At 59.2% G+C, this 25,101-nt stretch carries 18 protein-coding genes; 11 read left to right on the top strand and 7 right to left on the bottom strand.

All coding sequences use genetic code 11. The features are described 5' to 3' along the window. The first annotated feature begins 293 nt into the window (after positions 1-293). Positions 294-3,557 carry an S-layer homology domain-containing protein gene (locus NE547_RS11320; RefSeq protein ID WP_256175985.1) on the top strand — a complete coding sequence of 1,088 codons (3,264 nt, stop codon included), beginning with the start codon at positions 294-296 and terminating at the stop codon, positions 3,555-3,557. A gap of 72 nt (positions 3,558-3,629) precedes the next feature. Here NE547_RS11320 and NE547_RS11315 read toward each other — a convergent pair whose 3' ends face one another. Continuing rightward, positions 3,630-3,989, bottom strand: a complete 360-nt coding sequence (locus tag NE547_RS11315; protein WP_256175984.1) for a hypothetical protein — start codon at positions 3,987-3,989, stop codon at positions 3,630-3,632. A gap of 345 nt (positions 3,990-4,334) precedes the next feature. Next, positions 4,335-6,602 (bottom strand): vitamin B12-dependent ribonucleotide reductase, encoded by a 2,268-nt coding sequence (locus NE547_RS11310; protein ID WP_256175983.1) that lies wholly within the window; start codon positions 6,600-6,602, stop codon positions 4,335-4,337. A 188-nt stretch (positions 6,603-6,790) separates the two neighbouring features. Between NE547_RS11310 and NE547_RS11305 the strand changes: the two genes are divergently transcribed. Then, the gene (locus NE547_RS11305; protein WP_186908463.1) at positions 6,791-7,744 is read left to right on the top strand and encodes a CPBP family intramembrane glutamic endopeptidase; all 954 of its coding nucleotides are present in this window, start codon (positions 6,791-6,793) and stop codon (positions 7,742-7,744) included. Positions 7,745-8,048: 304 nt separating this feature from the next. Here the strand turns inward: NE547_RS11305 and NE547_RS11300 are convergent, their stop codons facing one another. The 3 genes from NE547_RS11300 to NE547_RS11290 form a co-directional block, all read right to left on the bottom strand. Continuing rightward, positions 8,049-8,816, bottom strand: coding sequence for a polysaccharide deacetylase family protein (locus tag NE547_RS11300; RefSeq protein ID WP_256175982.1), 768 nt, complete (start codon positions 8,814-8,816; stop codon positions 8,049-8,051). Positions 8,817-8,891: 75 nt separating this feature from the next. Next, positions 8,892-9,590, bottom strand: coding sequence for a DUF2461 domain-containing protein (locus NE547_RS11295; protein WP_256175981.1), 699 nt, complete (start codon positions 9,588-9,590; stop codon positions 8,892-8,894). 38 nt (positions 9,591-9,628) lie between these two features. Further along, positions 9,629-11,506 (bottom strand): VanW family protein, encoded by a 1,878-nt coding sequence (locus NE547_RS11290; RefSeq protein WP_186908461.1) that lies wholly within the window; start codon positions 11,504-11,506, stop codon positions 9,629-9,631. A 571-nt stretch (positions 11,507-12,077) separates the two neighbouring features. On the opposite strand from NE547_RS11290, the gene NE547_RS11285 reads away from it, so the two are divergent. After that, the gene (locus NE547_RS11285; protein WP_186908460.1) at positions 12,078-13,256 is read left to right on the top strand and encodes a 5-bromo-4-chloroindolyl phosphate hydrolysis family protein; all 1,179 of its coding nucleotides are present in this window, start codon (positions 12,078-12,080) and stop codon (positions 13,254-13,256) included. A 111-nt stretch (positions 13,257-13,367) separates the two neighbouring features. On the opposite strand, the gene NE547_RS11280 is transcribed toward NE547_RS11285, so the two are convergent. Both NE547_RS11280 and NE547_RS11275 read right to left on the bottom strand, forming a co-directional pair. Beyond that, positions 13,368-14,000, bottom strand: a complete 633-nt coding sequence (locus NE547_RS11280; protein WP_186908459.1) for a corrinoid protein — start codon at positions 13,998-14,000, stop codon at positions 13,368-13,370. Between the two features lie 33 nt (positions 14,001-14,033). After that, on the bottom strand, positions 14,034-15,335 hold the full coding sequence (locus NE547_RS11275) for a PocR ligand-binding domain-containing protein (RefSeq protein WP_186908458.1): 1,302 nt from the start codon (positions 15,333-15,335) through the stop codon (positions 14,034-14,036). Positions 15,336-15,810: 475 nt separating this feature from the next. On the opposite strand from NE547_RS11275, the gene spoIVB reads away from it, so the two are divergent. The 8 genes from spoIVB to NE547_RS11235 all read left to right on the top strand — a co-directional run bounded on the left by spoIVB (position 15,811) and on the right by NE547_RS11235 (position 24,855). Beyond that, positions 15,811-16,860, top strand: a complete 1,050-nt coding sequence (spoIVB, locus tag NE547_RS11270; protein WP_256175980.1) for a SpoIVB peptidase — start codon at positions 15,811-15,813, stop codon at positions 16,858-16,860. A gap of 253 nt (positions 16,861-17,113) precedes the next feature. Then, complete coding sequence (spo0A, locus tag NE547_RS11265) at positions 17,114-17,890, top strand: sporulation transcription factor Spo0A (RefSeq protein WP_256175979.1); 777 nt, start codon at positions 17,114-17,116, stop codon at positions 17,888-17,890. A gap of 283 nt (positions 17,891-18,173) precedes the next feature. Then, positions 18,174-18,683: a MarR family winged helix-turn-helix transcriptional regulator gene (locus NE547_RS11260; protein WP_256175978.1), complete on the top strand. Its 510-nt coding sequence runs from the start codon at positions 18,174-18,176 to the stop codon at positions 18,681-18,683. 99 nt (positions 18,684-18,782) lie between these two features. Then, complete coding sequence (locus NE547_RS11255) at positions 18,783-18,908, top strand: hypothetical protein (RefSeq protein WP_256175977.1); 126 nt, start codon at positions 18,783-18,785, stop codon at positions 18,906-18,908. A gap of 4 nt (positions 18,909-18,912) precedes the next feature. After that, positions 18,913-20,400: an FAD-dependent oxidoreductase gene (locus NE547_RS11250; protein ID WP_256175976.1), complete on the top strand. Its 1,488-nt coding sequence runs from the start codon at positions 18,913-18,915 to the stop codon at positions 20,398-20,400. 223 nt (positions 20,401-20,623) lie between these two features. Further along, complete coding sequence (locus NE547_RS11245; protein ID WP_256175975.1) at positions 20,624-22,099, top strand: SLC13 family permease; 1,476 nt, start codon at positions 20,624-20,626, stop codon at positions 22,097-22,099. Positions 22,100-22,156: 57 nt separating this feature from the next. Then, positions 22,157-23,614, top strand: a complete 1,458-nt coding sequence (locus NE547_RS11240; RefSeq protein WP_256175974.1) for an MmgE/PrpD family protein — start codon at positions 22,157-22,159, stop codon at positions 23,612-23,614. A gap of 119 nt (positions 23,615-23,733) precedes the next feature. Beyond that, positions 23,734-24,855: an Mbeg1-like protein gene (locus tag NE547_RS11235; RefSeq protein WP_186908451.1), complete on the top strand. Its 1,122-nt coding sequence runs from the start codon at positions 23,734-23,736 to the stop codon at positions 24,853-24,855. Positions 24,856-25,101: the final 246 nt, after the last annotated feature.

Here is a 25,101-nt window from a genome sequence, read left to right as displayed (position 1 = left end):
CGGCGCCGAAGGCGGAAAGTTTCCCGGGGCGCGAAAAAAATTCCAGTGTCCGCGGCCTGTCCGCCCGCCCTGGATGTACGCAGACGTGCATCCGCCCGGCCATACATTATATATAAATGGAAGGCATGGCTTGTTTTACAGCTTTGTTACAAATGGCCCGAAGCGGTTGACGGGGGACGGAAGATGATTTATAGTCATCACAGAGGCAAGGGGAGTCATACTTGGCTGGTAAGTAATGCCAAACCCGAGGCATGACGGCCCGGAACTCTAAAATTTAGAAGGAGGAATTCCAGATGAGAAACCTCAAACGGGCTCTCAGCCTGGCTCTGGCCGCCGTTATGCTGATCGGCATGATGGTCGTCGGCGCTTCCGCTGTGAGCTACAACGATTTCACCGACCGCGATGAGATCGTGAACAAGGATGCCGTTTCCATGCTCACCACCCTGGGCGTGATCGACGGCAAGACCGACGGCAGCTTCGATCCCGAGGGGACCGTGCGCCGCGACGAGATGGCGAAGATGATCTCCGTCATCATGAATCAGGGCGTTGACAACAACGCGCTGTATTCCGGCGTGGACAGCAAGCTGACCGACATCGGCGACAACTGGGCCAAGGGCCACATCAACTACTGCTACACCCTGGGCATCATCGCCGGCCGCGGCGACGGCCGCTTCGACCCCGCCGCCGAGGTGACCGGCGCCGAGGCCGCCAAGATGCTGCTGGTGGCCGCCGGCTACGATCCCTCCATCGAGGGCTTCGTGGGCACCGACTGGGCCATCAACACCAACGCCAAGGCTTCCAGCCTGGGCCTGTTCCGCAACTTCACCAAGAACATCATGCTCCCCCTGAGCCGTGACGACGCCGCTCTGCTGATCTACAACGCCCTGGACGTTGAGATGATCCAGAAGTATGAGAACGGCTACGCCATCGCCTTCTCCGATCACCGCACCATCCTGTCCACCATGTACGGCGTGTACAAGCTGGAAGGCGTTGTGACCGGCAACCAGTGGGCTCAGCTGGACGGCACCGACTCTGACGCCGCCCTGCGTTCCGGCAAGACCAACCTGGAGGAGGTCGTCCTGTACGGCTCCACCACCGCTTCCACCGTCACCGGCGAGTCCAAGGAGTATGTCGGCGATCTGTCCCTGAGCATGGACAGCACCGTGGACATGATCGGCAAGACCGTGACCGTGTACATTGAGAAGACCACCATCCTCTCCAACTCCAAGGTTCTGGGCGTGTCCACCAAGGACGACGTGAACGTCATCAAGTCCACCACCGCCAACAGCGACACCCTGGCCAAGTTCCTGAAGGGCACCGGCCTGGCCGCCGACGGCGACACCCAGTACTATGTGAACTACGGCTATTACAAGACTCAGGCTGCTGCTGAGGCCGCCATCAATGAGTACTATGATACCGCCAAGTTCAACCTGAACGGCATCTCCGTCGAAGTCATCGACAACGATGACGACGGCACTGTGGACTATGTTCTGTACCTGATGGAGACCCTCTCCGAGGTCCGCTCCTACAGCGTGAAGAACGAGACCATCTCCCTGTACAGCTATGCCCGCGACAACAACGGCAAGCTGACCCAGAAGGCTGACTCCTTCTCCGAGGACTTCGAGAACGTGGTCTTCAACGACGAGGTCGCTACCAACGATGTGGTGCTGTACGTCCAGTACGGCGGCCGCACCTACATCTCCCTGCCCGAGATCGTCACCGGCAAGATGACCCGCGTTGACCGCGACAAGGCCAGCGAGCTGTACATCACCGTCGAGGGCGAGACCTACAAGCAGTCCTTCATCCCCGACGCCGCCTCCCTGGTGGACGTTGACCTGACCCACTTCGAGATCGGCAAGGCCAACACCAACCCCGGCTTCGACACCGCTTATGACTTCATCCTGGATTCCACCGGCGAGTATGTGGTCGCCATTCGTCCCGCTGAGGAGACCGTGACCAACTACGCTCTGGTCCTGAATTCCGCCTGGACCCAGAACGCCCTGACCAAGTCCGGCATGGTGAAGGTCCTGAAGGCTGACGGCACCGAGGCCACCTATGACATCAACTGGAAGGCTTCCGTGGGCAGCAGCAAGGCGTTTGCTGACGATGCCGCTCTGGAGACCTATCTGGGCACCCGCGACGTGAACCAGGCCACTGACAACACCCTGGGCGCCGCGATCGGCACGGTCATCACCTACACCCTGTCCGATGACGACGTGCTGACCATCAAGAGCGTGCTGAAGACCCACACTCTGGGCAATGACGGCTATGTGGCCGAGAACGGCAACCAGGCCGGCGGCGAGTACGCCTACATCGCCACCAACGCCAAGTCCGTGAACGTTGTTGACAAGGGCGGCCCCAACACCGACTGGACCCTGAAGAAGACCTACGATTCCGGCGATGCCAGCGTGGTCCTGAAGGCTGACGGCGTTCAGACCGACGTGACCTACGCCATCGACCGCAACACCGTGGCCTTCTACTACACCGACAGCAAGAACTACGGCGTGGCGATCGGCTGGCAGAACATGGGCAAGGTCGAGGCCGACCAGGGCAACACTGCTGTCCAGGTCTATCCCGTGCTGCAGAAGAATGACGCCAAGAAGCTGGTGCCCACCAAGCTGGCTGAGGTCATCCTCTTCAACGCCAACACCACCGCTTCCAGCCGCGACTACATGTTCGTCCTGAACCGCAACGCCTACACCGCCTCTGACGAGCTGTGGCTGAACGTGGTCTTTGAGGACGGCACCACCAAGGAGATTGAGATCAAGGACGACGGCGGCTACGACTTTGACAACAAGGACAACAGCGCCTACAAGAAGGCCTATGCCTATGTTGCCAACAGCGACGGCACCTACAGCGTCGTGTCCCGCAGCGTGCAGAACGCCCAGACCGCCAACCTGCTGAAGGTCGGCACCGTCAACGGCAATGTCTACTACGCTCTGCCCGACAGCGCCAAGGTGTGGGATGTCACCGACATGACTTCCGCCTCTGACGAGCCCGTGGCCGGCACCTTCACTTATGTGGATGTGAACGCCGTTATCATCCCCACCACCACCGACGGCAGCGTGATCCGTACCGCCTTCATCTGGGATAAGGATACCACTACCCCTGAGAAGCCCACTGATCCCGTGTACGGCTACACCAAGGTCAGCGAGCCCACTACGGGCACCCTGAATATCGACCATTATGCCGCCAGCCTGACTGCCCGCCAGGTTGCCGCTCTGGTGCGTGAGCATCTGAACGACAGCGACATTGAGACCGTCAATGTGCCCGCCAATATCGCGACGGCTACCGTGGTCTACAAGGATGGCACCTCTATCACCTACAACCTCACCCTGACCCGCGTGTATGCGGTCGACCTGACCATCGTCAACAACAGCGGCAAGAGCGTCACTGTGAAGGTGGATGGCATGACCGTTTACAACGATGACGTTCTGTATCTGGCCAATGGTCAGCACAACGTTACCGTTGAAGGTGATAGCGTGCAGGTCAGCCCCACTACCATTACGGTTAGCGACGCGAACCAGACCCCGACCCTTACGGTGACCAACCAGTAATTTCCTTCGAGAAATTTCTGGTCAAACAAAAAACGGAACCCCGGGCTTTTGCCCGGGGTTCCGTTTTTGCCCTCACCGCAGGGCCAGATAGGTGTAGGTGGTGCTCCGGCGGTTGCCAATATAAACGTATGTGCTGTTGTAGGTCACCTGAAAGCCGGTGTCGGTAAAGCAGATGTAGTCATAGGTGAGCCCGTCCGCAGCCATACACATTTTATGGCTGGTCTCATCTTCCACCATGATCAGAAGCCTGGGGCGGAAGCCAAGCGAGATCTCCTGGGTCCCTCCGTTTCCTGTGAAGCTGCCGCATACAAAGCCGGACATCTGGTCCAGGGCGGCGTCGATCCTGGCCAGATCCTGATTGAAATCCTCCCGTAAAAAGCTGTCCTCCGGCTCCCACTGGTGGAGCCCGTAATGGGGTGTATACTGTGCCATTCGGCATCCCTCCTTCACCCCTGCCCGGTCCGGGCGGAAAAGAGGGACGTTATTATACAATTATTTCCAAAAATGAGGCTGCCGCTATGCCACAATGCCCGGCCTGAGCCCCCAAAGGGTCGTAAAAAACGGATCGCCCCCCAGAGCGCAGCGGGGGACGATCCGTTTTTTTACGTGTTCCATCCGATCCTCAGCGAACAGGAGGAGCCAGGCATAATCCTGTTTCTTGCTAAAAACCTTTAGGCAACACCGCACAATTCCACACGCACGTCTTGGCGGCTGCGCCGCCGGGCCGCTTGCAGCGGCCTCAATAAAACGATGGAATCGTTTTATTGAGAATTCATATCAGCCGCATTTGGAATAGCCGCAGTCCCGGCAGGTGACGCAGCCGCCCTCATGCTCCAGCTTGCTGCCGCATTCCGGGCAGAACTTTGCCAGCTTGGCCTCCGCAGGACTCATGCCGGGCCGGGGAATGGGCGCGGACGGCGTTTCGCTCATGGGGGCGGGGATGGGGTCGTGGCTCTGCTGAGAGACCTTGAGCACCTTCTCCAACGCCTTGGCAATGGCATCCGGGCAGGAGGTGACGGGTACGCCCTGCTGCCGCAGGCAGGAGGGACAGCGGATGCCCTTGAGCTGCTGGATGATCTCCTTGGGGTCCATGCCGGAACGAATGCCCACGCTCACCAGGCGGGCGGTGGCCTCGCTCTGGCTGGGGCAGCCGCCCGCGCGGCCGGTGTTGGTGAACACCTCGCAGATGCCCTTTTCGTCATAATTGACGGTGATATACAGGTTTCCGCAGCCGATGCGTACCTTTTCCGTAAAGCCGGTGGTTACGGCCGGACGCTGCCGGGGGAGGATGTGGCCGTATTCGTGGGCAGGGTCGGCAGAGGTCTGCCTTCCGTCGTTGACCTTGCCGATGTTGAGCACCTGTTCGCTGCGGCTGCCGTCCCGATAGATCGTGGTGCCTTTGCAGCCCAGGGTATAGGCCAGACGGTAGACCTCGGCCACCTCTTCCCTGGAGGCGGAATGGGGGAAGTTGACCGTCTTGCTCACTGCGTTGTCGGTGTACTGCTGGAACGCGGCCTGCATCTTTACGTGCCAGATGGGGGATACGTCATGGGCGCAGACGAAGACCCGGCGGATCTCTTCCGGAATGCCGTCCACGTGGGCCAGAGAACCCTGCTCCACGATCTGGCGCATCAGCGCGTCGGAATAGACGCCCGCCTCCAGAAGCTTATCCTTCAGGATCTGGTTGGTCTCAATGAGGTGGGTGTTGTCCATGACGTTGCGGATATAGGCGTAGGCGAACACCGGCTCCACGCCGCTGCTCACCCCCGCCAGGATGGACAGGGTGCCGGTGGGGGCGATGGTGGTGACCGTGGCGTTGCGCAGGGGCGCGCCGTCCTTATAGATGCTCTGGCTGAAGAGGGGGAAGGGGCCGCGCTGTTCGGCCAGCCGGCGGCTGGCCTGATGACCGACGGCATTTACCGTGTCCATGACCTCGCGGGCCAGGGCCACGCCCTCTTCGCTGTCATAAGGAACGCCCAGGTAGAGCAGCATATCCGCAAAGCCCATCACACCCAGGCCGATCTTCCGGGTGGCACGGGTCGTCTCCCCGATTTGGGGCAGGGGGTATTGGTTGACCTCGATGACGTTATCCAGAAAGTGAACGGCGGTGCAAATGGTGCGCTCCAGCTTGTCCTGATCCAGCGTATAGCCCTCCGGAGTCCGTTTCAGGTGGTTGACCAGGTTGATGGAACCCAGGTTACAGCTTTCATAGGGCAGCAGGGGCTGCTCCCCGCAGGGATTGGTGGACTCGATCTCCCCCTGGGCCGGGACGGCGTTGTCCCGGTTGAGACGATCCAGGAAGAGGATGCCCGGCTCACCGGTCTGCCAGGCGGAGGTGACAATGGCGTCAAAGACCGACCGGGCCCGCAGCTGGCCGGTGGAGGAGCCCGTGGCCGGGTCCACCAGGTCGTACATCCCGTCCCGGCCCACCGCCTCCATAAAGGACTCGGTAATGCCGACCGAAATATTAAAGTTTGTGATCTCGGAGGTGTTGTTCTTACAGGTGATGAAATCCATAATATCCGGGTGGTCCACACGGAGGATGCCCATATTGGCCCCACGCCGGGTGCCGCCCTGTTTGACCGCCTCGGTGGCGGCGTTGAAGACCTTCATAAAAGACACCGGGCCGCTGGCCACGCCGCCGGTGGAATTCACCGTGGAGCCCTTGGGCCGCAGCCGGGAAAAGGAGAAGCCGGTGCCGCCGCCGGACTTATGGATGAGGGCGGCGTTTTTGATGGCGTCGAAAATGTCCTCCATGGAGTCTGCCACCGGCAGCACGAAACAGGCGGACAGCTGTCCCAACGGACGGCCCGCATTCATCAGCGTAGGGGAATTGGGCAGGAAATCCAGCTCGGTCATCATCCCGTAAAACGCACGGGCGGTGGCCGCCACATCGGCCTTGGGATCGAAGACGGCGTCGGCTGCGGCGACCGCATCGGCGACCCGGTGGAACAGGCCGTCCACCGTTTCAATCGGCTCGCCCGCTTCGTTTCGGGCCAGGTAGCGCCGCTCCAGCACGGCCTTGGCGTTCTCAGAAATAGGCATAAGACACTCTCCTCCGAACAACGGATTGTAATACTATATATTGTATCACGAACCAAAAATAAGTCAATATTTTGTTTCTTGCTCTAGGGAAGAAAACTTGATATAATAGAATGGACAAAGTAGCTGCTGCGCGCTGCGCTGCGCGGCATGCATCGGAGCGGATCATATCTTGTGAGGGAGGGGCGCGGATGTACGAGCCATGGCACAGCACGCGCTCAGACGAGACGGCGCGGCTGCTGCGCGGTCACTGCCAGCACTTTTCGCGGCTGGGCTGGGCGCTGTTTGCCCAGATGCTCTCCATGCTGTTGGCGCAGGCGGGGATCCTCCTGATCGTGGGCGTCTGTGCGCCCGGCCTGACGGGGAACAGCCTGTTTTTGTGGCTGCTCTGCGTCCTTTCCGTCTATGGGATCAGCGTTCCGGTATTTTGCCTGGTGATCCGCCCCGCGCCGGCCGCGCCGGGCCCGGTGCGGGGCGCGCCCTTGGGGCCGGTACGCTTTTTTCAGACGTACTGCATGTCTCTGGCGGCCCTGTACCTGGCCAACTATGCCACGCTGGCGCTTCTGTGGGTCGTCGGGCAGCTGCGGGGCGCGCCGGTGAGCAACCCGGTCGAGAGCATCCAGAATTACCCTGCGGCACTGAATCTGCTGCTGGGGTGCGTGATCGCGCCCGCGGCGGAAGAGCTGATGTTCCGGCGCCTGCTGCTGGACCGGCTGCGGCCCTATGGGGACCGGTTTGCCGTGTTCGCCTCGGCGCTGTGCTTCGGCCTGTTCCACGGAAACCTGAACCAGATGTTTTACGCCTTTGCCCTGGGGGTGATTTTTGCCTATGTGATGCTGCGGACCGGGCGGCTCTGGCAGACGGTGCTGCTCCACGCCCTGGTGAATGCCGTGTCCGTGGCCCTGGCGCCCCTGCTGGAGCGGGTGGGCGCCTGGGGCGATGCGGCGCTGGGCGTGTTCGTACTGACGGCGATTGTGCTGGGGGTGACCTTTTTCCTCGCCCGGCGCCGGGAGCTCTCCTTCGCCCCCGGCGGCTCCGGCTTCCCGGAGGCGCGCAAATGGAGGTTGTTTTTTGAAAATCCCGGCATGATCTGCTTCTGTCTCCTGGCGGGGCTGCTCACAGCGGCCTACCTGACGCTGGAGTGAGGCAGGAAGGCATGTGCAGACAGGCGCCTGGATTTGGTTTGGACAAAAGGCTGCAGGACGGACAGGGCTCGTTTCCTGCCGAAAAGCTGCCCTGCCCGTCCTGAGTGTCCTTTTCCAGGCGCATCCCCCAGGGGCCCCTCCCTTGCCCCTGCGGGGCCATTCACCCTGCGTTTTGGAAAAGGACGGATCTTTATTTTGTTCCGCCGCCTGCGGGCGGGGGAATTCTGCGCAGCGTTCTTTCTGCAGGTTTTTTCCGGCGGTTTGGCCCCCGTGCGTCCCGGAGAGGGCGCGCGGGGGCCTGGTTTCATGGATAGGCATTCCAGTACATTTCCCCGGATTCCAGAGCAATGCCCCGGGCGGCAAAAAGTTCGTCTACGGTGCAGAAGAGATAGCCCTGGGCGTGGAGCTGATCCACCACCTGGAGAGCGGCGTCCACCGACTCGGGAAAGATGTCATGCATGAGGATGATGGCCCCGTCCTGCGCCTCTGAGACAATCAGCTTCACCTCGCGCTCGGTGTTCATGTCCTTCCAATCCTCCGGGTCGATGGACCAGAGGATGATGGGACAGCCCGCCCAGGCCTTAACGCTTTCATCCAGCATTCCATAGGGAGGACGCAGCAAAAAATCGTTGTGTCCCAGCACCTGCTTGAGCAGGGCGCGGGATTTTTCCACCTGGGCGTTGAAATCCGTCCGGTTCAGGTCGGTGAGCCTCACATGGTCATAGGTGTGCAGGCCGATCTGATGGCCTTCCTCGTCCATGCGCCGCACCACGTCCTGGTTTTCCTCCACCTGGGCGCCGATGAGGAAGAACGTGGCGTTCACTCCGCGCTCCGCCAGGCCGTCCAGCAGACGGGTGGTGGTAGAGCGGCGCGGCCCGTCGTCGAAGGTCAGGGCGATGAGCTTTTGCCCGGTCTGGACAGAAGGGGATTCCTCCGTGTCGCCCGCAAGACCCGCGTCCGCCTCCACCGCCGCAGGATGTCCCGTCCGCAGCCCCGCCGCCGTCAAAACAGAGAGCAGCAGAAGGGCGAGGGCCAATACGTACCCCTTCTGCTGCCGTCCAAACTTGTTCATATCCGCCCGCCGCCTTTCCAAATCCATCGGACTTAGTATGCGCGGTGGGGCAGAAGAGTCTCGCTGTAAATTTTGTTATTGTTCGCGCGGATCCGGGTCGGCGATCACGTCCATCATATATTGATAATAAGGCAGCAAAAATTCATAGCCTTCCAGCAGCTGGTCCGCCAGATCGTGGGACCAGAGCAGCGCGTCGTGAGGGCCCTCATACCCCAGACTGAAGCTCTTTTTATTGTACCAGGGAGCGAGCAGTTTGGCGGCTTCCCCTTTGGGGCGCTTGTAATCCACTCCGTCCAAAACGAAGCGGTCCTGCCGGCGGAACGCACGGGCCAGCTGTTCCATGGGCTTGGGGTCCCGGTCCATCCGGGCGCGGAACTTGGCCATGGTCACGGCGGGCGCCATCCAGAAGCCCATGCCATAGGAGTAGCCTTCCGGCTCCAGCTCGAACCAAAACACCGGCTCTCCGCTCCAGTTGTCGGAGGGACGTTCCATGCTCCACCACAGCCGATCCTTATAAGGGCCCCGGCCGTGGAGCCTGCGGGCGTCCCGATAGATGCGGGAGACCCGGCGTATCAGGTCCAGCTCGCCGTGCCGGTCCAGAAAACGCTCGTACACCTCGTCGGCCAGCGCACGCATGGGATCGTAAAAACAGCTCTTGTATAGTTCCTTGTGCTGCTCGAACCAGCTCTTTTCATTGTTGAAACGGATGCCCCACATAAAATCTACGGTCTGTTCCGAAAAGCCTTGAAACATGGCGGGTCCTTCTTTCCTCATAAGGTACGCCGCCCCCCGCCGAGGCGGGGGGCGGGCGGTCATTCGGTCACGGGGGATGCGGCGGGAGGCTCCGGCGCGGGGGAGGACGTGTCCTCCGGTTCCATGCCCGGCCCGCTGACGGGGGTGGTGGCTTCCGGCGTCGGGGCGGCGGAGGGCTCCGGCGTGGGCGACGTCTGGGGAATGGGAGTGATCTCCGCCGGCGGAGTGACCGCGGGGGTGGCGCTCGTCTGCGGCGCGGGCGTGACCGACGGCGCAGGCGTGACCGGGGTGAGCGTCATCAGGCCGGTGGCGGGGTCGATGCCCAGACGCTCCGCGTCGGCGGGATTGTAATAATAGACCGGATTGGAAACGGAATAGGCGTCCTTGTGGAGGAAGATCGTGTCTACCGTATTGCCGTTCTTGTCGACCAGTTTCTGATAGACCTCTACGGTGATGCCGTTGTAGCGGGCGTACTCTTCATCCCGCACGGGCGCGCCGCCCACGGGCACCTTGGAGGCGTCCGGCTTATAGGTGTTCTGATAGGCCACGGTGCTCAGCGTGACGCTGTAAGGCTCCCCGTGGACGCCGGTGGTATCGGTGCCGTAGAGGGTCACATGGAGCCGGTGGCTGTCGTCCTGATAGCACTCGATCTTGAGCGGGAAGTCGGTATCGTTTTGAAAGCGAAAATCCAGAGAATCGCTGAACACGGTGGCGTCGGTACCCACCACGGGCATATAGCCGCTGTTGTACTTGTGCTTGTTGCGCTCCACGATCTGCAGGTTGGCCTTCAGGGTGGTCCAGTAGAGCGTGGAGGAGAGCTGGCAGATACCGCCGGCGGTCGTGTCGATGTTCTTGCCGCCCACGTAGGCGCCCGCTTTCTTGTAGCCGCCGGCCTCGGTGTAGGGGCCGGCCAGCGCGTTGTAGGAGAACTCCTCCCCAGGGAGGAGAATGGTGCCGTTGACCCGGCCGGCCGCCAGATCGATGTTGTACCAGCGCGTGGAGGGCCCGGCGCATTTTGTGGTGGAGGTGCCCAGCACGTCGGCAAAGAGCTTTTCCTGAAATTCTTTCGTGGTCAGCTCCGGTTCCTCCAGCTGCAGGGGGACGGTGCAGGTGCCGCCCTCGGGGGTATCCGCCAGCGCGGCGGCGGCTTCCTCCACATCAAAGCGGACCCCGGTCACCGACGCCACGATCTCCTTGGTATCCGGATCCAGGTAGGCGTCCGCCGCCTCGACGGACAGCTCGTCGTAAACGGCCTGCAGGTCGGGCTCGGCCGGGGGCGCGGTGGTGATCTGGGCCTCGATGGGGGCGTAAGAAGCAGGCTCGTCATCCAGCAGCAGATGGTCAAAGCGCTCTACCAATGCGTCCAGCAGCGCGGCCACGTCCACGGTGCGCCCGGTGACCCCCTTGCGAAAGACCAAACTGCGGTCGGTCTGTTCCCAGGTGGTCTGCGCCTCGGGGTCGGTGCAGTCCTCAATCGCCTGCGCTACCGCCCGGGGCGTTTCGTCCAGAGACAGCGGTACGGGATACTCCGCCCGGCCCAGCAGGGCGGACAGATAGTGCCAGCCGCCCAGAAAAAAGCTGCCGTGCTGGTCGGCGATGGCCTGCTGTGCCGCGCGTGCCTCATCAAAGCTGAATTCAGCGCCGGAAACGGCGTACTCCGCGCCGCCGCAGAGAAAGGAGGCGGACAGCTGCGACAGGCGGCCGGGAAGCTGCCCGGCCAGAGCGGAGGAAGCCTCCGCCTGTGTCATACCGCCCACATCCACACCGGCGATGGCGGTGTTGGGCAAAAAGGTGCCGGCTCGATCCACATAAGCGCAAAGCCCCACATATCCGGCGATCAGCACCGCCGCCAGTACGAGAATGACGATGAGGACGGCCTTTGCGCCCCGGGGTTTCCGGTCGCCTTTGATGACGCGCTTTCCCCCCTGATGATCCATTGCTATCACTCCAAAGCATCCCTCTCCGGATGCAAGAATACGGTTCCTGTTCCCGTGCGTAGGAAACAACGCAAAAAGCACGGAAATGCCATGCGCCCGGGCGCCCTTCAGCGTGCGGTGGGTTCACCGCACGCAGCAACCGGCGCAGGAAGGCCGGATGCTGCCATGTATTCGAACAGCGGCGCAAACAAGCCGCGCCGCGGCTTGTTTAATAGACACTATTATAGGGCCTTTTGTCCGGAAATGCAATTACAGAACGGTTACATGAAAGCCCTTTACACCGGCGGGCTTTCGCGGTATGATAAATAGACCGGGCGGGAAACCATACGGGAATGCGGGGCCCAAACGGCGGCGGGCTTCGTTCTCCGCCCGGCCGCGTGTCCGCCGGGCCCGTCTTGCCGGCCGCCCTTTTATGGCGGAAGAACCGGGCGTTCGGATTCCGTTGCGGATATCATTCATCTTTTATCTTTTTTAAAGAACTTATCCATCGAAACTTTAACACTGATGTGATACAATACATTTGTTCCAAGCGGCGGGCCGGTGGCCCGCGGAAACAGGAGGGGCCGCATTCATGGCAGACTATCGAGACGACAAAAACGGTACCGACGCGGGGGATCTGATCTCCTGGATCGTCACCATTATCCTGCTGGTCAGTCCCGTGTGGCCGGTGGGACTGATCATGCTGTTCCGCAAACTGACCGGCGCGTCCCGCGGCCGCCGCCAGCCGCGTCATCCCTATGACATCCAGCGGGAGAGCGGCGCGCCGGCGCCGGGCACCCAGGGAATGCCGGGTACCGGCAGCACACGCCGGCAGACGCCGCCCGCGGGGGGCAGAAGCGCTCATTACGGCTCCGCCCGCCAGGGCAAGCCGGTGAATCTGGATCGGGGCAAGGGACTGACCATCGGCGGGGCCGTGGTGAGCGCCATTTTCGGCATTGCGCTCATCTCCGCTCTGCCGCCGGTGCTGCTGGAGGACGGGATCGCCGCATTTGCCTATCTGTCCCCGGTAATCGGTTTCTTCTGCGGCGGATTGGGCATGCTCTATGCCGGAACCCAGCGCACCAAAAAGGCAAAGCGGTTCCGGAAGTATCTGGCCCTCATCGGCCGGAGGGAGAGTATCTCCATCACCACCCTGGCCCAGGCAATGCCCATTTCGGTCCACAAGGCCTGTGACGATCTGCAGGAGATGCTGGATACCGGCATCCTGTCTACCGGCTATCTGGACATGAGCAGCGGCCGTCTGATCCTTAACGACGAGGGCCTGCGGGAGGAGGAGCCCGCCCCCCAGCCGGAGGAGGCTGCAGAGGAGAAGGATACGCTCGACATCAATGACGACGACGCGGTGCTGGGGGAGATCCGCAGGGTCAACGACGCCATTGCGGATGAGGAGATGAGCCGCAAGATCGACCGCATCGGCGAGATCACCGGAAAAATATTCGCCTACCAGAAGCAGAACCCGGGCAAGGCGGGGCAGCTTCGGAGCTTTTTGGGGTATTACCTGCCCACCACGCTGAAGATCCTCAACGCCTATGCGCAGATGGAGGCCCAGGGGATTGAGGGGGAGAACATCCGCTCGGCCAAAAAGCGGATCGAGGGAATGATGGATAAGGTGGTGGAGGGGTTTGAAAAGCAGCTTGACAAACTCTTCCAGAACGATGCCATGGATATTACCACCGATGTGGAGGTCCTGGAGCGGATGCTGGAAAAGGACGGACTTTCAGGCGGGCAGGGCCTGACCTTGGGCGGCTGAACGGGCTTGCATTGTATTTTCGGGAATCGGAAGCGGCCGTGCGCAGGAAACGTCCTGCGCACGGCCGCTTTTTCTGCAGTGGGTATTAGGACCATTCCCAGAAGATCCCGGTCAGGCCAAAAATCCGGCGGCCACATCGGCGGCGGAGGCGGCGTCCCGCGTATAGGCGTCGGCGCCGATGGTCCGGGCAAACTGGTCGGTGACAGGCGCGCCGCCCACCATGATTTTCACCTTGTCCCGGATCCCGGCGGCCTTGGCCCGCTCCACCACCTCGCCCATGACGGGCATAGTGGTGGTCAGCAGGGCGGAGCAGGCAATGATGGAGCAATCATTGTCGATGGCCGCCTGTACAAACTGGTCGGGAGGGACGTCCACGCCCAGGTCGATGACTTCGATCCCCTTGCCCTCCAGCATCATGCGCACCAGGTTCTTGCCGATATCGTGCAGGTCGCCCTTGACCGTGCCCAGACAGGCCTTGCCCAGCGGCTCCGCCCCGGATGCGGTCAGATAGGGCTTGAGCATCGCGGTGCCCGCGTTCATGGCCCGGGCGGCGATCAGCACCTCAGGTACGAAAACCTCGTTCTTTTTAAATTTGGCGCCGACGATGTTCATGCCGGCGAGCAATCCGTCCTCCAGAATAGCCTTGGGAGAGACGCCTTCCTCCAGGGCGGCGGAAATCAATTCCTTGACCAGCTTGGCCCGGCCCTTCTGCATGGCTTCCGAGATTTGGCACACAATGCTCATCGTAGTTCCCATTCCTTTCGAATCCCCGCCGGTTCAGTCTGCGCTGCGCTCCTTGTCCGGCTCCAGACGGCCCCGGCGTTCCCGAAATTTCCCCGGTGTGACCCCGGTACGTTTTTTAAAGACTTTGGTAAAATAGCTTTGATCCTCAAATCCGGACTGGGAGCAGATCTCAACCAGCGTGGCGTTGCCGGAGAGCAAAAGAGATTTGCTCTTGTTGATGCGCAGCTCATTGAGGTAATGATTGAAGGTGCAGCCCATCTCTTCTTTAAAGACTTTGCTGAAATAGGAGGGAGAAAGGCCCACGTATAGCGCGGTATCCTCCAGGGTAACTTTTGATTGATACCGCTTTTTCATAAAGTCGATGGCTTTGTAAATGATATCCTTGTGCTTGATATCCACCAGATTGAAGACCAGGTCGGCAAACCGTTCCATGATGCGGGTGAGCCAGAAGATCAGATCGTCGGTGGAGCGGAGGTGGCTGATCTCCGCCAGGTAGCGGTAGTTGAGACCGAAGACCTGCTCGATGTCCACGCCGCCCTCGGCGGCGGCCCGGGAGAGCACCACCATCAACTCCAGAGCCCGGGCCCGCATCACGGTAAACTCCCCGCCCGTCGAAAAAAGGATGTGCCCCAGGATCTCGTTGAGCAGCCGCCGGGCGGCGGTCTGATCCCCCTCGCGGATGGCGTGGACCAGCTCCCGCTCCTTTTCGATGGGGTAGACGGTGGGGGCGCCGTCCAGCTTGAGCTGCTGAATGTGTTCGCTCAGCACCTGCTGCTGCTGGTCCCGTTCCCGGTTGAGCAGCAGGGTGCAGCTGCTGTCGCTGATGTAGACCGACAGGGCGAACAACAGGTTGGAAAGGTGGGACAGGCGGGCGGGTTCGATCCGGGGAAAGGACTCCAGGACGGGGCGGAATTCCTCCAGCAGCTCCGCAGGTACGTCCCGCATGCCGGGAGGACTGCCGGCCAGATAATCGTCGATGTCCATAATGAGCACCGGCCCGCCCACCAAGCTGCCCGCCGCCCGGCCGCCGATGATGATGGGAGCGGCGAAATAGGCCATGCCGCTGGGGCAGAAGTAGATGTAGCGTCCGCCGAAGCGCTCCGCCTGATAGGCGCCGTAGAGATGGACCTTCTCGCAGTGGGAGGTCTGCCCGGTGAGTTGAGCGATCCTGCGGCAAAAGGCGCAGCTGTCGCCGCAGAGGCGGCTGCGGTAGAGCACCTGACCATCGTGATCGAGCAGCTGGCAGTTTGCACCGCAGGCCTGGGTAAAGGACTCCGCGATCTCTCTGGCGGCGTTCAGATCGAACGCGGTGTCCTGCAAATGGCTCAGATCCATAGGTGATCCCTCCCGTATACCAACAATGTTTGCGCGGCCGCTGCGCGTATGCCCTGTATCCACCGGCAGAACGGCTTTGGTTTGCGGAAAAAGGAGCCCCGATCAAGGCAAGGCCGCCAGCGGGCGGGGCCGGCATTCCGTTGGACGATCCTGCCGGGCGAGGCGTCTTTAAAGCTATTATAACAAATTTTTCAGGTTTGGAAAATAGGGAAAAGACGGCGCCCTTCCAAAAAGCGGAAGCATAAAAGCGGGAGTGCCGCCGCCGCCGCTTCTGGAAGACGCTTCCAAGCCAAAGGTGCGTTTCATTCCCAGCGGACCGGCCGTGTTTTTGTCTGGAGGCGGGTCATATTAAACACGTCGGACAAAATCTGCGTCCGCATTGCCGGCAGGACGAGAGTGCATGCGGAGAACTTGTCCGTGACTCCAACACAGATAAAAATGCGCGGGTTTGACTGAAAATGGCAGGGGTGATCGAATGAAGGAGGAACAAACGACACGGCTCTGGGCTGTGGCGGTGCGGATGCTGCTGGTGATCGCGGTGATGGCGTCATTCGTGCTGGCATCCACGGCCCAGGCGGCACAGCACGACACGGAAGGGCGCAGGGTGATCCCCATGGGGCGCACGGTGGGGATCAAGCTGTTTTCCGACGGCGTGATGGTGGTGGGCTTTTCCGAGGTGGCGGCTGCCGGAGGCAGCAGCGCCCCCGCCCGTGAATGCGGTCTGCGGGAGGGGGACATCATCACGCATATCAACAGCGCGGAGGTGGACACCATCGAAGAGGTCCAAAGCGTTCTGCAGCAGGTCGGCGGTGAAAAAATGAGTATCCGGGCCAGCCGGGACGGAAAACAGCTCCAGGTGACCGCCCAGGCGGTGCAGTGCAGTGCGGACGGACAGTATAAGCTTGGAGCCTGGATCCGGGACTCCATGGCGGGGATCGGCACCATGACGTATTATGACCCCGGCACCGGCGTGTTCGGCGCCCTGGGGCACGGGATCAACGACGTGGATACCGCGCTGCTGATGCCGCTGCAATCGGGGAACATCATGTATTCTGAGGTTACCGATGTGAAAAAGGGGGAGAGCGGCGCCCCGGGCGAACTCCACGGCGCGTTTCAGGTGGATCGGGACCTGGGGACGCTGAGTGCCAACACGGCGGGCGGCGTGTTCGGAACCCTGACCGACAAAAGCCTGACCGCCGGACACACGGCCATGGAAGTGGCGTCCCGTCAGCAGGTCCACACCGGTAAGGCGAGCATCCTCACCAATATTGCGGGAGACACGGTGGAGGAGTATGGGGTGGAGATCATGCGGGTATATCCGGCGGGGAGCGAAGATACCCGCGACCTGATGATCAAAGTCACCGATCCCGTACTGCTGGCGGCCACTGGCGGAATCGTACAGGGAATGTCCGGTTCTCCGGTGCTTCAGGATGGGAAAGTGGTGGGAGCGGTGACCCATGTGCTGGTCAATGATCCTACCCGTGGCTACGGCATCCTGATGGAACGGATGCTGGAAATGGCATAAACCGCAAAGCAGGGGGCCGCCGGCGCGGCTTCCTGCTTCTTTTGAATCCAAGCGGGGCGAAAGGAGTCGGATCGTGGAAACACGGCAAAAAGAAGCGGCGTTTGTGTCGAATGAAGTCGCGCGGAATATCCAAAAAATTCCATAATAATACTTGCGTTTGCTGTCTGAATATGGTAAATTATAGGCGACCGGTAAACCGCCGTGGCCAGGCAGAAAACGGAATTGGAGAGAAACCAGTGGAAAGGAAGTCAATATGGAAAATCGAAAGAGCGTATTACTGGCCGATGCCAGCGAGGAGTTCCGTCATCTTTTTGCAGGAGCGCTGGCAGAGGAGGACGATATTGTATTGATCGGCGAGACGGGGGACGGGCAGGAGGCCGTCCGTCTGGCGCGGGAACAGCAGCCCGACGTGATGGTAATGGACCTGGTGCTCTCTCGTATGGACGGCCTGGAAGTACTGCAGGCGCTGGCGGGACAGTCGCCCAGGCCGCGGGTGCTGGTGCTCTCCAGCTTTGCCCGGGGCAACATGGCTGAACTGGCGGCAAGCTGCGGGGCGGATTACTATATGATGAAGCCCTGCAAGCTCTCCACCGTCATCGAGCGCATCCGCCAGATGGCCGCCGGGTCCTTTCAGGGGGACGGAGAGGGCGAGAGCGCCCGAAACGGATCGCGTGAAGTGAGCCTGGAAAGCACCGTCACCGCTATCATCCATGAGATCGGCGTACCCGCGCATATCAAGGGATATCAGTACCTAAGGGAAGCCATCCTGATCGCGGTGGCAGACATGGAAGTCATCAACGCCGTTACCAAGATACTCTACCCCGAGGTGGCCAAGCGCTTCGGCACTACGGCCAGCCGGGTCGAGCGGGCGATCCGGCATGCCATCGAAGTGGCCTGGGACCGGGGCGACCTGGAGACGCTGCAAAAATATTTCGGCTATACCGTCTCAAACGCAAAAGGAAAGCCCACCAATTCGGAATTCATCGCCATGATCGCCGACCGCCTCCAGCTTCAGCGAAAGGAGAAATGAAACGCGCCGAGCCGTTGCGCCGCAGGCGGATAGGGGGAGGAAGGCGGGGGCGGAAAACACTCCAAAAGCGGGAATGAGGATCCCGTTGGAATACAACAGACCTTCTGCGCAGAGCGATAAGCGCCCCCGGTTGATTGGATGGATCATCGGATCGACCGGGGGCGCTTTATCCGAACGCGCAGCCGGTCAGAAAGAGCGCGCGGCTGCCGCGAACTTGATAATTGCAATTTGGATGATTCGGGTATATACTTGTTTATAACAAGGGCGAATGGCGGTGTTTCCCATGGAGCAGGAAAAACAGAAGCAAGACCACACGGAGGATGCGCTCAAGCTGCCGGCGGATTTCCGGGAGGAGCAGTACCTTCACACCGTGGCCAGCGAAAAGCGGCATGAACTGTTGATGGCTCCCTACGGCGTGTCGTTCCCGGTATTTCGCACGCTGGTCTATTTGATGCAGCACCCGGATGGGGCGGCGCCCTCTCAGATCGCGGATGACCTGATGATCCTGCGGCAGAGCATGACCAACATCGTGGATTCCCTGGAGAAGCAGTCGCTTGTGGAGCGCAGCGCCCACCCGAACGACCGCCGGCGTATTATCGTCCGGCTTCTTCCCAAAGGACTGTCGCTGGCGCGGACGTTATTCCAGATCGAAAACGACTATACGCAGCGTATCTACCGGCATTTTACGAAGCAGGAGCTGGAGGATTACTACCGCCTGATGCGAAAAATGCACGAAGCGAAGGAATTGGAGCTGAATCAGATCCTTAAGGAATATGAGGCGGGGCATGTATAGCATCCTTCGCCCGCTCCCGTTTCCAAGACCGCCGGAAAGCAGGATTGCTTTCCGGCGGTCTTGTTTTGTGCATTTTATAAAAAAGCAGGGGAATGATTTGTGGGAAAAAGAGAAAAGCATGGGGGAGAACAGATTTTGCTTGCACGCGTCGGAGAAAATAGTATAATCATTTATAGTAAAACAATTTATTATTTTACTATGGATAATATAAAAATGGAGGAGTGATGGCATGAAGGAGACCTATCTCGAACCAGGCGGCCGCCTGGAGGTCTACGAGCGCTGCGATGTCCTGGTGGTTGGCAGCGGCGCGGCGGGGCACAGCGCCGCCGTGGCCGCTGCCCGGGCGGGGTGTAAAAATATCGTGCTGATGGAACGATACGGCTACTCGGGCGGGGATGTGACCGGGGGCTACGTGATTATGGTGCCCGATTTGTCCTGGTATGAAAAATCCTTTGTCCGGGGGCTCCAGGAGGAGTGGTTTACCCGCTTGGGAAGCATTCCCCAGGCGGTACGGGCGCCCGGCCTGGCGGACATCGGCAGCCAGGATCCCGTCCTGGTAGACGCCTGGAGCGCCATCCACGACTGCGTCAGCCGCAGCGAGCCCAAACGTCTGGTCCGGGCGGTCTATTTCGAGCCCAATCAACTCAAGATCGAGATGGACAAGATGCTCCGGGAGCATGAGCAGGCCATCCGGGTGCTGTACCATTGCTGGGGGGCCAGGCCCATCCTGGAAGGAGACACGGTCCGCGGCGTGATCTTCGAGAGCAAGGAGGGGCGCAAGGCGGTCCTGGCCAAGGTCGTCATCGACGCCACCGGAGACGGCGACATCTTCGCGCAGACCGGTACGCCCTACAGCAGCCTGGCCGACGGCGGCACCCGCTCCAGCACCACGGCGCTGGTCTGGCGGATCGGCGGGATCAACTGGGATCAGTTTGAACAGTGGAAGCGTACCCGTCCGCAGGCGGCGGCGGCGCTGCGGGAGCGGCTGAGCGCCGTGGCGGGCTTTCGGTGTCTGCCGCTGCCCACCAATCAGAACGACATGTGCTGGGTCAATAACTGGCATCCGGCAATGGATTGTACCAGGATCGCCGACCAGACCAAGACGGAGATGGATACCCGCGCCACCATGCGTCAGGTGCTGGCCTATCTGAAAGAGGCGGTGCCCATGGCCTTCCGGGACGCCTTCCTCTACGATATCGCTCCCCAGTTGGGCACGCGCTGTTCCCGCCGCCTGAAAGGCGAATACGTCATGACGGCCAACGATTTCGCCTTTGCCACAAAGCATGACGACGTGATCGCGTGGCATTCCACGATCTGCCAGATCAACGATTGCGGTCCGGTGGAGATCCCCTACCGCTGCATTCTCCCCCAGAAGGTGGAAGGGCTGCTTTGCCCCGGACGGCATCTGTCCGCCGACGACGTGGCCATCGACTGGCTGAACCTGATCCCGCAGTGCGTGGGGACCGGGCAGGCGGCCGGTGTGGCGGCGGCCGTGGCTGTGGCCGACGGCACCACCGTGCGGGAGGTGGATATCCGCAAAGTGCAGGATATCCTCTGCGGCCAGGATGTGCCCCTGCCCCGCAACGCCAAGACCGACCCCTCCTATACGGCCTGCTGCGAGGCGCATGAGTACGGACTGTATACCGACCTGGCCAAGCAGGCCCGCGCCGCCGCGGAAGGGAAGGGGGAGGATCTGAACCAGTACCGGCAATGGTAACCAAGAATAAGGAAGAAAAACGAAAGAGGGAGAAAGAGCCGACTTCCATACCTCTGCCAGTGGAATTTTATCAAAAACTCTTAGACCTCCAACCCTGCCGAAGGGGAAAACCATGTAACCACTGCGGGCAATGTGAGCATTAGTGCAGGATGTCAAGCCGCCTGTAAAATGCTTGAATACGGATAAGAGAAAACGATACAAAAAAGTAAAGCGGGGGAAAAATATGTCAGCATTAGCACAAAAGAGATCCATAAAATATCCTGTTCTGTGTATCATCTCGCTGCTACTGATGTTTGGTTTTGGGAAGATTGTTCCAGCATGGGGACCGCTCACGTCGGTTGGGGTAAGTATGTTAGGCATCTTTCTTGGTGCCTTACTCATGACAGTAACAACTGATCAGACATTTTGGCCGCCTGTCATCGGCATTTTTGCAATGGTCATGTGCGGGTATACCACAGCAAACGGCGCATTGGCGACCTGGTTTGGAAATACCACAATCCAGCAGATTATATGGGTATCTGCACTGGCGGGCGCGTTGTCTGATTCAGGTGCCATCAATGTTCTTGCACGTAAGATGATGCAAATCAAGGCGCTGAAAGGCCGTCCTTTATTGTTCATTTTTGCGCTCTTCGGAATGGTACTGCTCTGTTCGGCACTGGCTGGCAGTCCTACGGCCATGCTGCTGCTTTGGTATCCAATCCTGGATGGTATTGCTGAATCCTGCGGCATCAAAAAGGATAGTGATTTAAAACGGGCGTTGCTGTTGGGAATCTATATCTCTTGTATGGGGGCCTATATTTTCCCATTCAAGGGAGTTCAGATGTCTTCCATTGCTATTACCTCCGCTGTGCTGGAGAACTATGGCCTGACCTTTAATCAAGGGGCTTATTTTATCACTGCTACGCTGTCCGTCATTTTATTTGTGGCCTTGTATGCGTTGTTCATCAAGTTTATATGGCGCATTGACCTGTCACCCCTGGAAAGTTTTGATGCCGATAAGCTGGGCTTTAAGGCGGAAGAGCAAAAAATGAATAGTCGGCAGAAGATTTTGTTAGTAGCAATGATAGCAGGTATTGTCTGGCTGTTCGTCGGTGCATTTCTGGGGGGGATCGCAAAAGAGGTATATAATACAATTGGAACTACTTGGATCTGGATTGCCATAGTGGCATTGCTGACCATGATTCGTTTTGAGGGCAAACCTTTGGTGGATGGCGCTACGATGCTGAAAAATAAGACCATGTGGGGAATTGTGGCTATGACAGGCTGTTTTACTATGGCAGGTAGCGCGATTAGTTCGGATGAATTGGGAATTAAGACATGGATTTCCGAAATATTGGGTCCCTTGGTCAGTGGTACTAGTTGGCCTCTTCTAATTATTATCTGCGTCATCATTGCCACTGTTTTTACGAATATAACCAACGGTATGCCTGTCAGCTTTACTATGAACGCGGTTGCCGTGCCTTTTGCCGCAGAAATGGTGCTGGCAGGAAAAATCTCTGATGCCACACCGCTTGGAACCGCTATTATCATTTCGGGTATGTGTGCGTTTTTGACCTATGGTGCAATTGCCTATGCGCCCCTGTTGTTGGGACGTGAGGAGATGACTAAGAAATTCCTGTGGACAAAGGGAGTGGCAACAAACCTTATCTATATTGTTGTAGCAAGTGTCATCTGCATTATCGGAGGTTATATTCTGTAACGCATATCCTGATGGGACATCTGTATGAAAACCATATTAGGAAAGGTGGTCGTGAATATGATTGAATACGCGCCTCCCGTTGGAGTGGACGTTGCCTGTATGAATAAATTAGATAGCCCCTATGCGCCCCCTATCGGAATTGACCTGCTGTGCAAGAATGTGGTTGAGACCACATATGACCAGCTGAGTGAAGACAATGTCCGCATTTTTAAAGACCGTCTGCTGGATATGACGGGCTGTATTTTGGGTGGTGCCATCGTACCGGAGGATCAGTTCTTAGCTGAGGTGTTATGTCGGTGGGGTGGTATTGAGGAAGCCCCTTTGTTTGCACGCAGGGGACGGCTTCCAATGCCCAGCGCAGTTATGTTAAACAGTATTACCGCGCGTGCGAATGACTTTGGGAATATGTTTTTTCATGTACATGGGGATCGTATTGCGTCCCACTGTGGAGAGACCCTGATTCCTATGGGCCTGACGCTGGCGGATGTGTATCAGACTAACGGTGCGGAGTTCATTGCCAATAATGTGGCAGCAGAAGACCTGACAGCCCGTATTCTGTATACCCTACCTATGCGCTGGCCTACTGATATGCTAATGGTTTCCAGTGCCGCGGCAGCCCTTGCATCCAGATACTATAAATTGGATGCTGATAAAACAAAAGTTGCGTTGACCTATGCTGCCTGCAACGCAACAGACCCTGCAAACTCTTATTATGACTATTCCCAAGAGTTTAAATATCACAATGGTGCTAGTGCGCAGATGGGCATTATGGCCTGCGAGTTGGCGAAAGGCGGCTGGGACGGCTGGGCGGATCCTTACTTTGGGCATTGGGGATTGGTAACGAGGCAGGTCAAAGATGGGAAACCTCTGCCGGAACTCTATGAAAAAGCGTTTGAGGGATTAGGACAGGTTTGGTATACAGAAGAGAGCTTTAAGCGGGGACCAGGCGGTATACCGACCACGGCGGCGGCAAAATGCGGCGCAGCTGTCCGCAAAAAAATTATTGAAGCGAGGGGACGTTTGGATCCTGATAAGATCTGCCGTGTAAGGGTATTCCGTTCAAGCAATATGCGGTTTAACTATTATGCAAATCCCTTCCATTTGAGAAATCACACCAACGCACTGTTCTCCTATCAATTTGCAGCTTGTTGCGCATTGCTCCATGGAGCGGTACGAGTGGATTTGGTGCAGACACCTGCCATACTAAATGATCCCTATCTAATTTCGCTGGCGGAGAGTTCTACGATGGAGGTATTTGAGTGCGAGCCCGGCAAGAGTATGATGAAGGTAATTGTAGAGTTGGCAGATGGGCAGTCATTTGAGGATATAGAAGATTATGGCGGTTCTATGCATGACTATCCAACAAAAGAGTTTATTGAAGAAAAATTCTGGGCTCAATTCAATGCATATGGGAAAATGCGCCGTTCTGTTGGTGAAAAGATTGTGGAATTAGCCAGCAAATTGGAAACCTTACCCGATATGCGTGAGTATACAGAGTTGTTAACTCTGAAATAGAAACCCTTATGACAGAAATCGAGCGGGCTGCGAATTGCAGCCCGCTCGATTTGATATCAGTTGCACGCCGGGGCGCTTTGGAGTACACTGGTCATAAGAACAAAAGAGGGGGAGCGCTTATGCCCGATCTATTTGATTATCTGATCTGGCGGGGAGATTTGACCTTGGAGCAGTCCCCCTTCAACGATGTGGACAGCCTGATCCTGTGCAGCCTGTCCTATGCCGCGCTGGACGGATTGGTGGGTCCTGGGGGCGCCACGATCCGTCAGGCGGCGGAGGCCTTTGTCCGCGCGGGCGGGCAGTGGCCCAAGGAGCGCCGGGGCGGCGGCATGGAATTTTGGGAAGATGCCCTGCGCCTGTTGGAACAGTTGGCGGGGACGGCCCGGTTTGGTACCATGCGGCTCTTTGATTCGGTAAACTATGTCGACACGGCGGCGGAGGAGCAATTTTCCGCCGTGACCGTGGATACGGGGGATGGCGCGTATTTCGTATCCTACCGGGGGACGGACAGTACGCTGATCGGCTGGAAAGAGGATTTCAACATGAGCTACCAGACCCCGGTGCCCGCCCAGCGCTCCGCCGCGGAGTATCTGCGGGATGCGGCGCGGCGCCGCAGAGGCCGCCTGCGGGTGGGCGGACACTCCAAGGGCGGAAACCTGGCGGTGTATGCCGCGGCGCACACACCGCAGCCGGTGCAGGCCCGGCTGGAGGCAGTGTACAACAACGATGGACCCGGATTTTGCGCCGGGGCATTGGACGAGACCGGCTATGCGGCGGTGCGGGAGCGCATTCGGACCTTCGTCCCGCAGACCTCCATCGTAGGCATGCTGCTGGACCATGAGGAACGCTATACGGTGGTGCGCAGCCGGCAGGTGGGGCTTTTGCAGCACGACCCCTTTTCCTGGCAGGTGGAGGGGCCGGACTTCGTGCGCCTGGAGACGGTGACCAGTTCCAGCCGGTTTTTGAGCCTGACGCTGAAAAACTGGGTGGCCTCCATGGACCGGGAGCGGCGGGAGGCGTTTGTGGACGCCCTGTTCGATATCCTGGGCTCCGCCGGAGCGGATACCACGGAGGAATTGTCCGAGGGATGGCTGAAAAACGCTGCGGCCATTCTCTCCAAACTGCGCAGCGTGGACGACGAGACCCGCCGGATGCTGTTGGAGGTGCTGCGGGCGCTGCTGGCCGCGGCCCGCGAGAGCATGCCGGAGCTTTTGGCCTACCATCGGCGCCGGGGCGGATGAGCTCCGGAGGAGCCTTGTCGGCAGGCATGGGCCGGGCCTGCCGGTACTCCGGATTCCGCCGCCGGGCCCATACCCATGGACCAAACGCCCGCCCGGCCTGAAACAAAGGAAGGAGCATTGCCTCAGCAATGCTCCTTCCTTTGTCCGTCAAAAGACCGAACACACGTGCAAAAAAGAAGAACGTTTTCGTATGGGAAACGCACTCGGCTTTATTTTTGCCGCCCAAGAGCGGCGGAAATAAAGTTC

The sequence above is a fragment of the Flavonifractor sp. DFI.6.63 genome (assembly GCF_024462255.1).
In the GTDB taxonomy this organism is placed as follows: domain Bacteria; phylum Bacillota; class Clostridia; order Oscillospirales; family Oscillospiraceae; genus Lawsonibacter_A; species Lawsonibacter_A hominis.
Note: the sequence above shows the minus strand (reverse complement) of the source record. Positions and strands in the feature narration are given on the sequence as shown.

Coding starts and splice junctions, on each gene's coding strand:
- NE547_RS11320 (WP_256175985.1), top strand. CDS start 294: ATGAGAAACCTCAAACGGGCTCTCAGCCTGGCTCTGGCCGCCGTTATG.
- NE547_RS11315 (WP_256175984.1), bottom strand. CDS start 3,989: ATGGCACAGTATACACCCCATTACGGGCTCCACCAGTGGGAGCCGGAG.
- NE547_RS11310 (WP_256175983.1), bottom strand. CDS start 6,602: ATGCCTATTTCTGAGAACGCCAAGGCCGTGCTGGAGCGGCGCTACCTG.
- NE547_RS11305 (WP_186908463.1), top strand. CDS start 6,791: ATGTACGAGCCATGGCACAGCACGCGCTCAGACGAGACGGCGCGGCTG.
- NE547_RS11300 (WP_256175982.1), bottom strand. CDS start 8,816: ATGAACAAGTTTGGACGGCAGCAGAAGGGGTACGTATTGGCCCTCGCC.
- NE547_RS11295 (WP_256175981.1), bottom strand. CDS start 9,590: ATGAGGAAAGAAGGACCCGCCATGTTTCAAGGCTTTTCGGAACAGACC.
- NE547_RS11290 (WP_186908461.1), bottom strand. CDS start 11,506: ATGGATCATCAGGGGGGAAAGCGCGTCATCAAAGGCGACCGGAAACCC.
- NE547_RS11285 (WP_186908460.1), top strand. CDS start 12,078: ATGGCAGACTATCGAGACGACAAAAACGGTACCGACGCGGGGGATCTG.
- NE547_RS11280 (WP_186908459.1), bottom strand. CDS start 14,000: ATGAGCATTGTGTGCCAAATCTCGGAAGCCATGCAGAAGGGCCGGGCC.
- NE547_RS11275 (WP_186908458.1), bottom strand. CDS start 15,335: ATGGATCTGAGCCATTTGCAGGACACCGCGTTCGATCTGAACGCCGCC.
- spoIVB (WP_256175980.1), top strand. CDS start 15,811: ATGAAGGAGGAACAAACGACACGGCTCTGGGCTGTGGCGGTGCGGATG.
- spo0A (WP_256175979.1), top strand. CDS start 17,114: ATGGAAAATCGAAAGAGCGTATTACTGGCCGATGCCAGCGAGGAGTTC.
- NE547_RS11260 (WP_256175978.1), top strand. CDS start 18,174: ATGGAGCAGGAAAAACAGAAGCAAGACCACACGGAGGATGCGCTCAAG.
- NE547_RS11250 (WP_256175976.1), top strand. CDS start 18,913: ATGAAGGAGACCTATCTCGAACCAGGCGGCCGCCTGGAGGTCTACGAG.
- NE547_RS11245 (WP_256175975.1), top strand. CDS start 20,624: ATGTCAGCATTAGCACAAAAGAGATCCATAAAATATCCTGTTCTGTGT.
- NE547_RS11240 (WP_256175974.1), top strand. CDS start 22,157: ATGATTGAATACGCGCCTCCCGTTGGAGTGGACGTTGCCTGTATGAAT.
- NE547_RS11235 (WP_186908451.1), top strand. CDS start 23,734: ATGCCCGATCTATTTGATTATCTGATCTGGCGGGGAGATTTGACCTTG.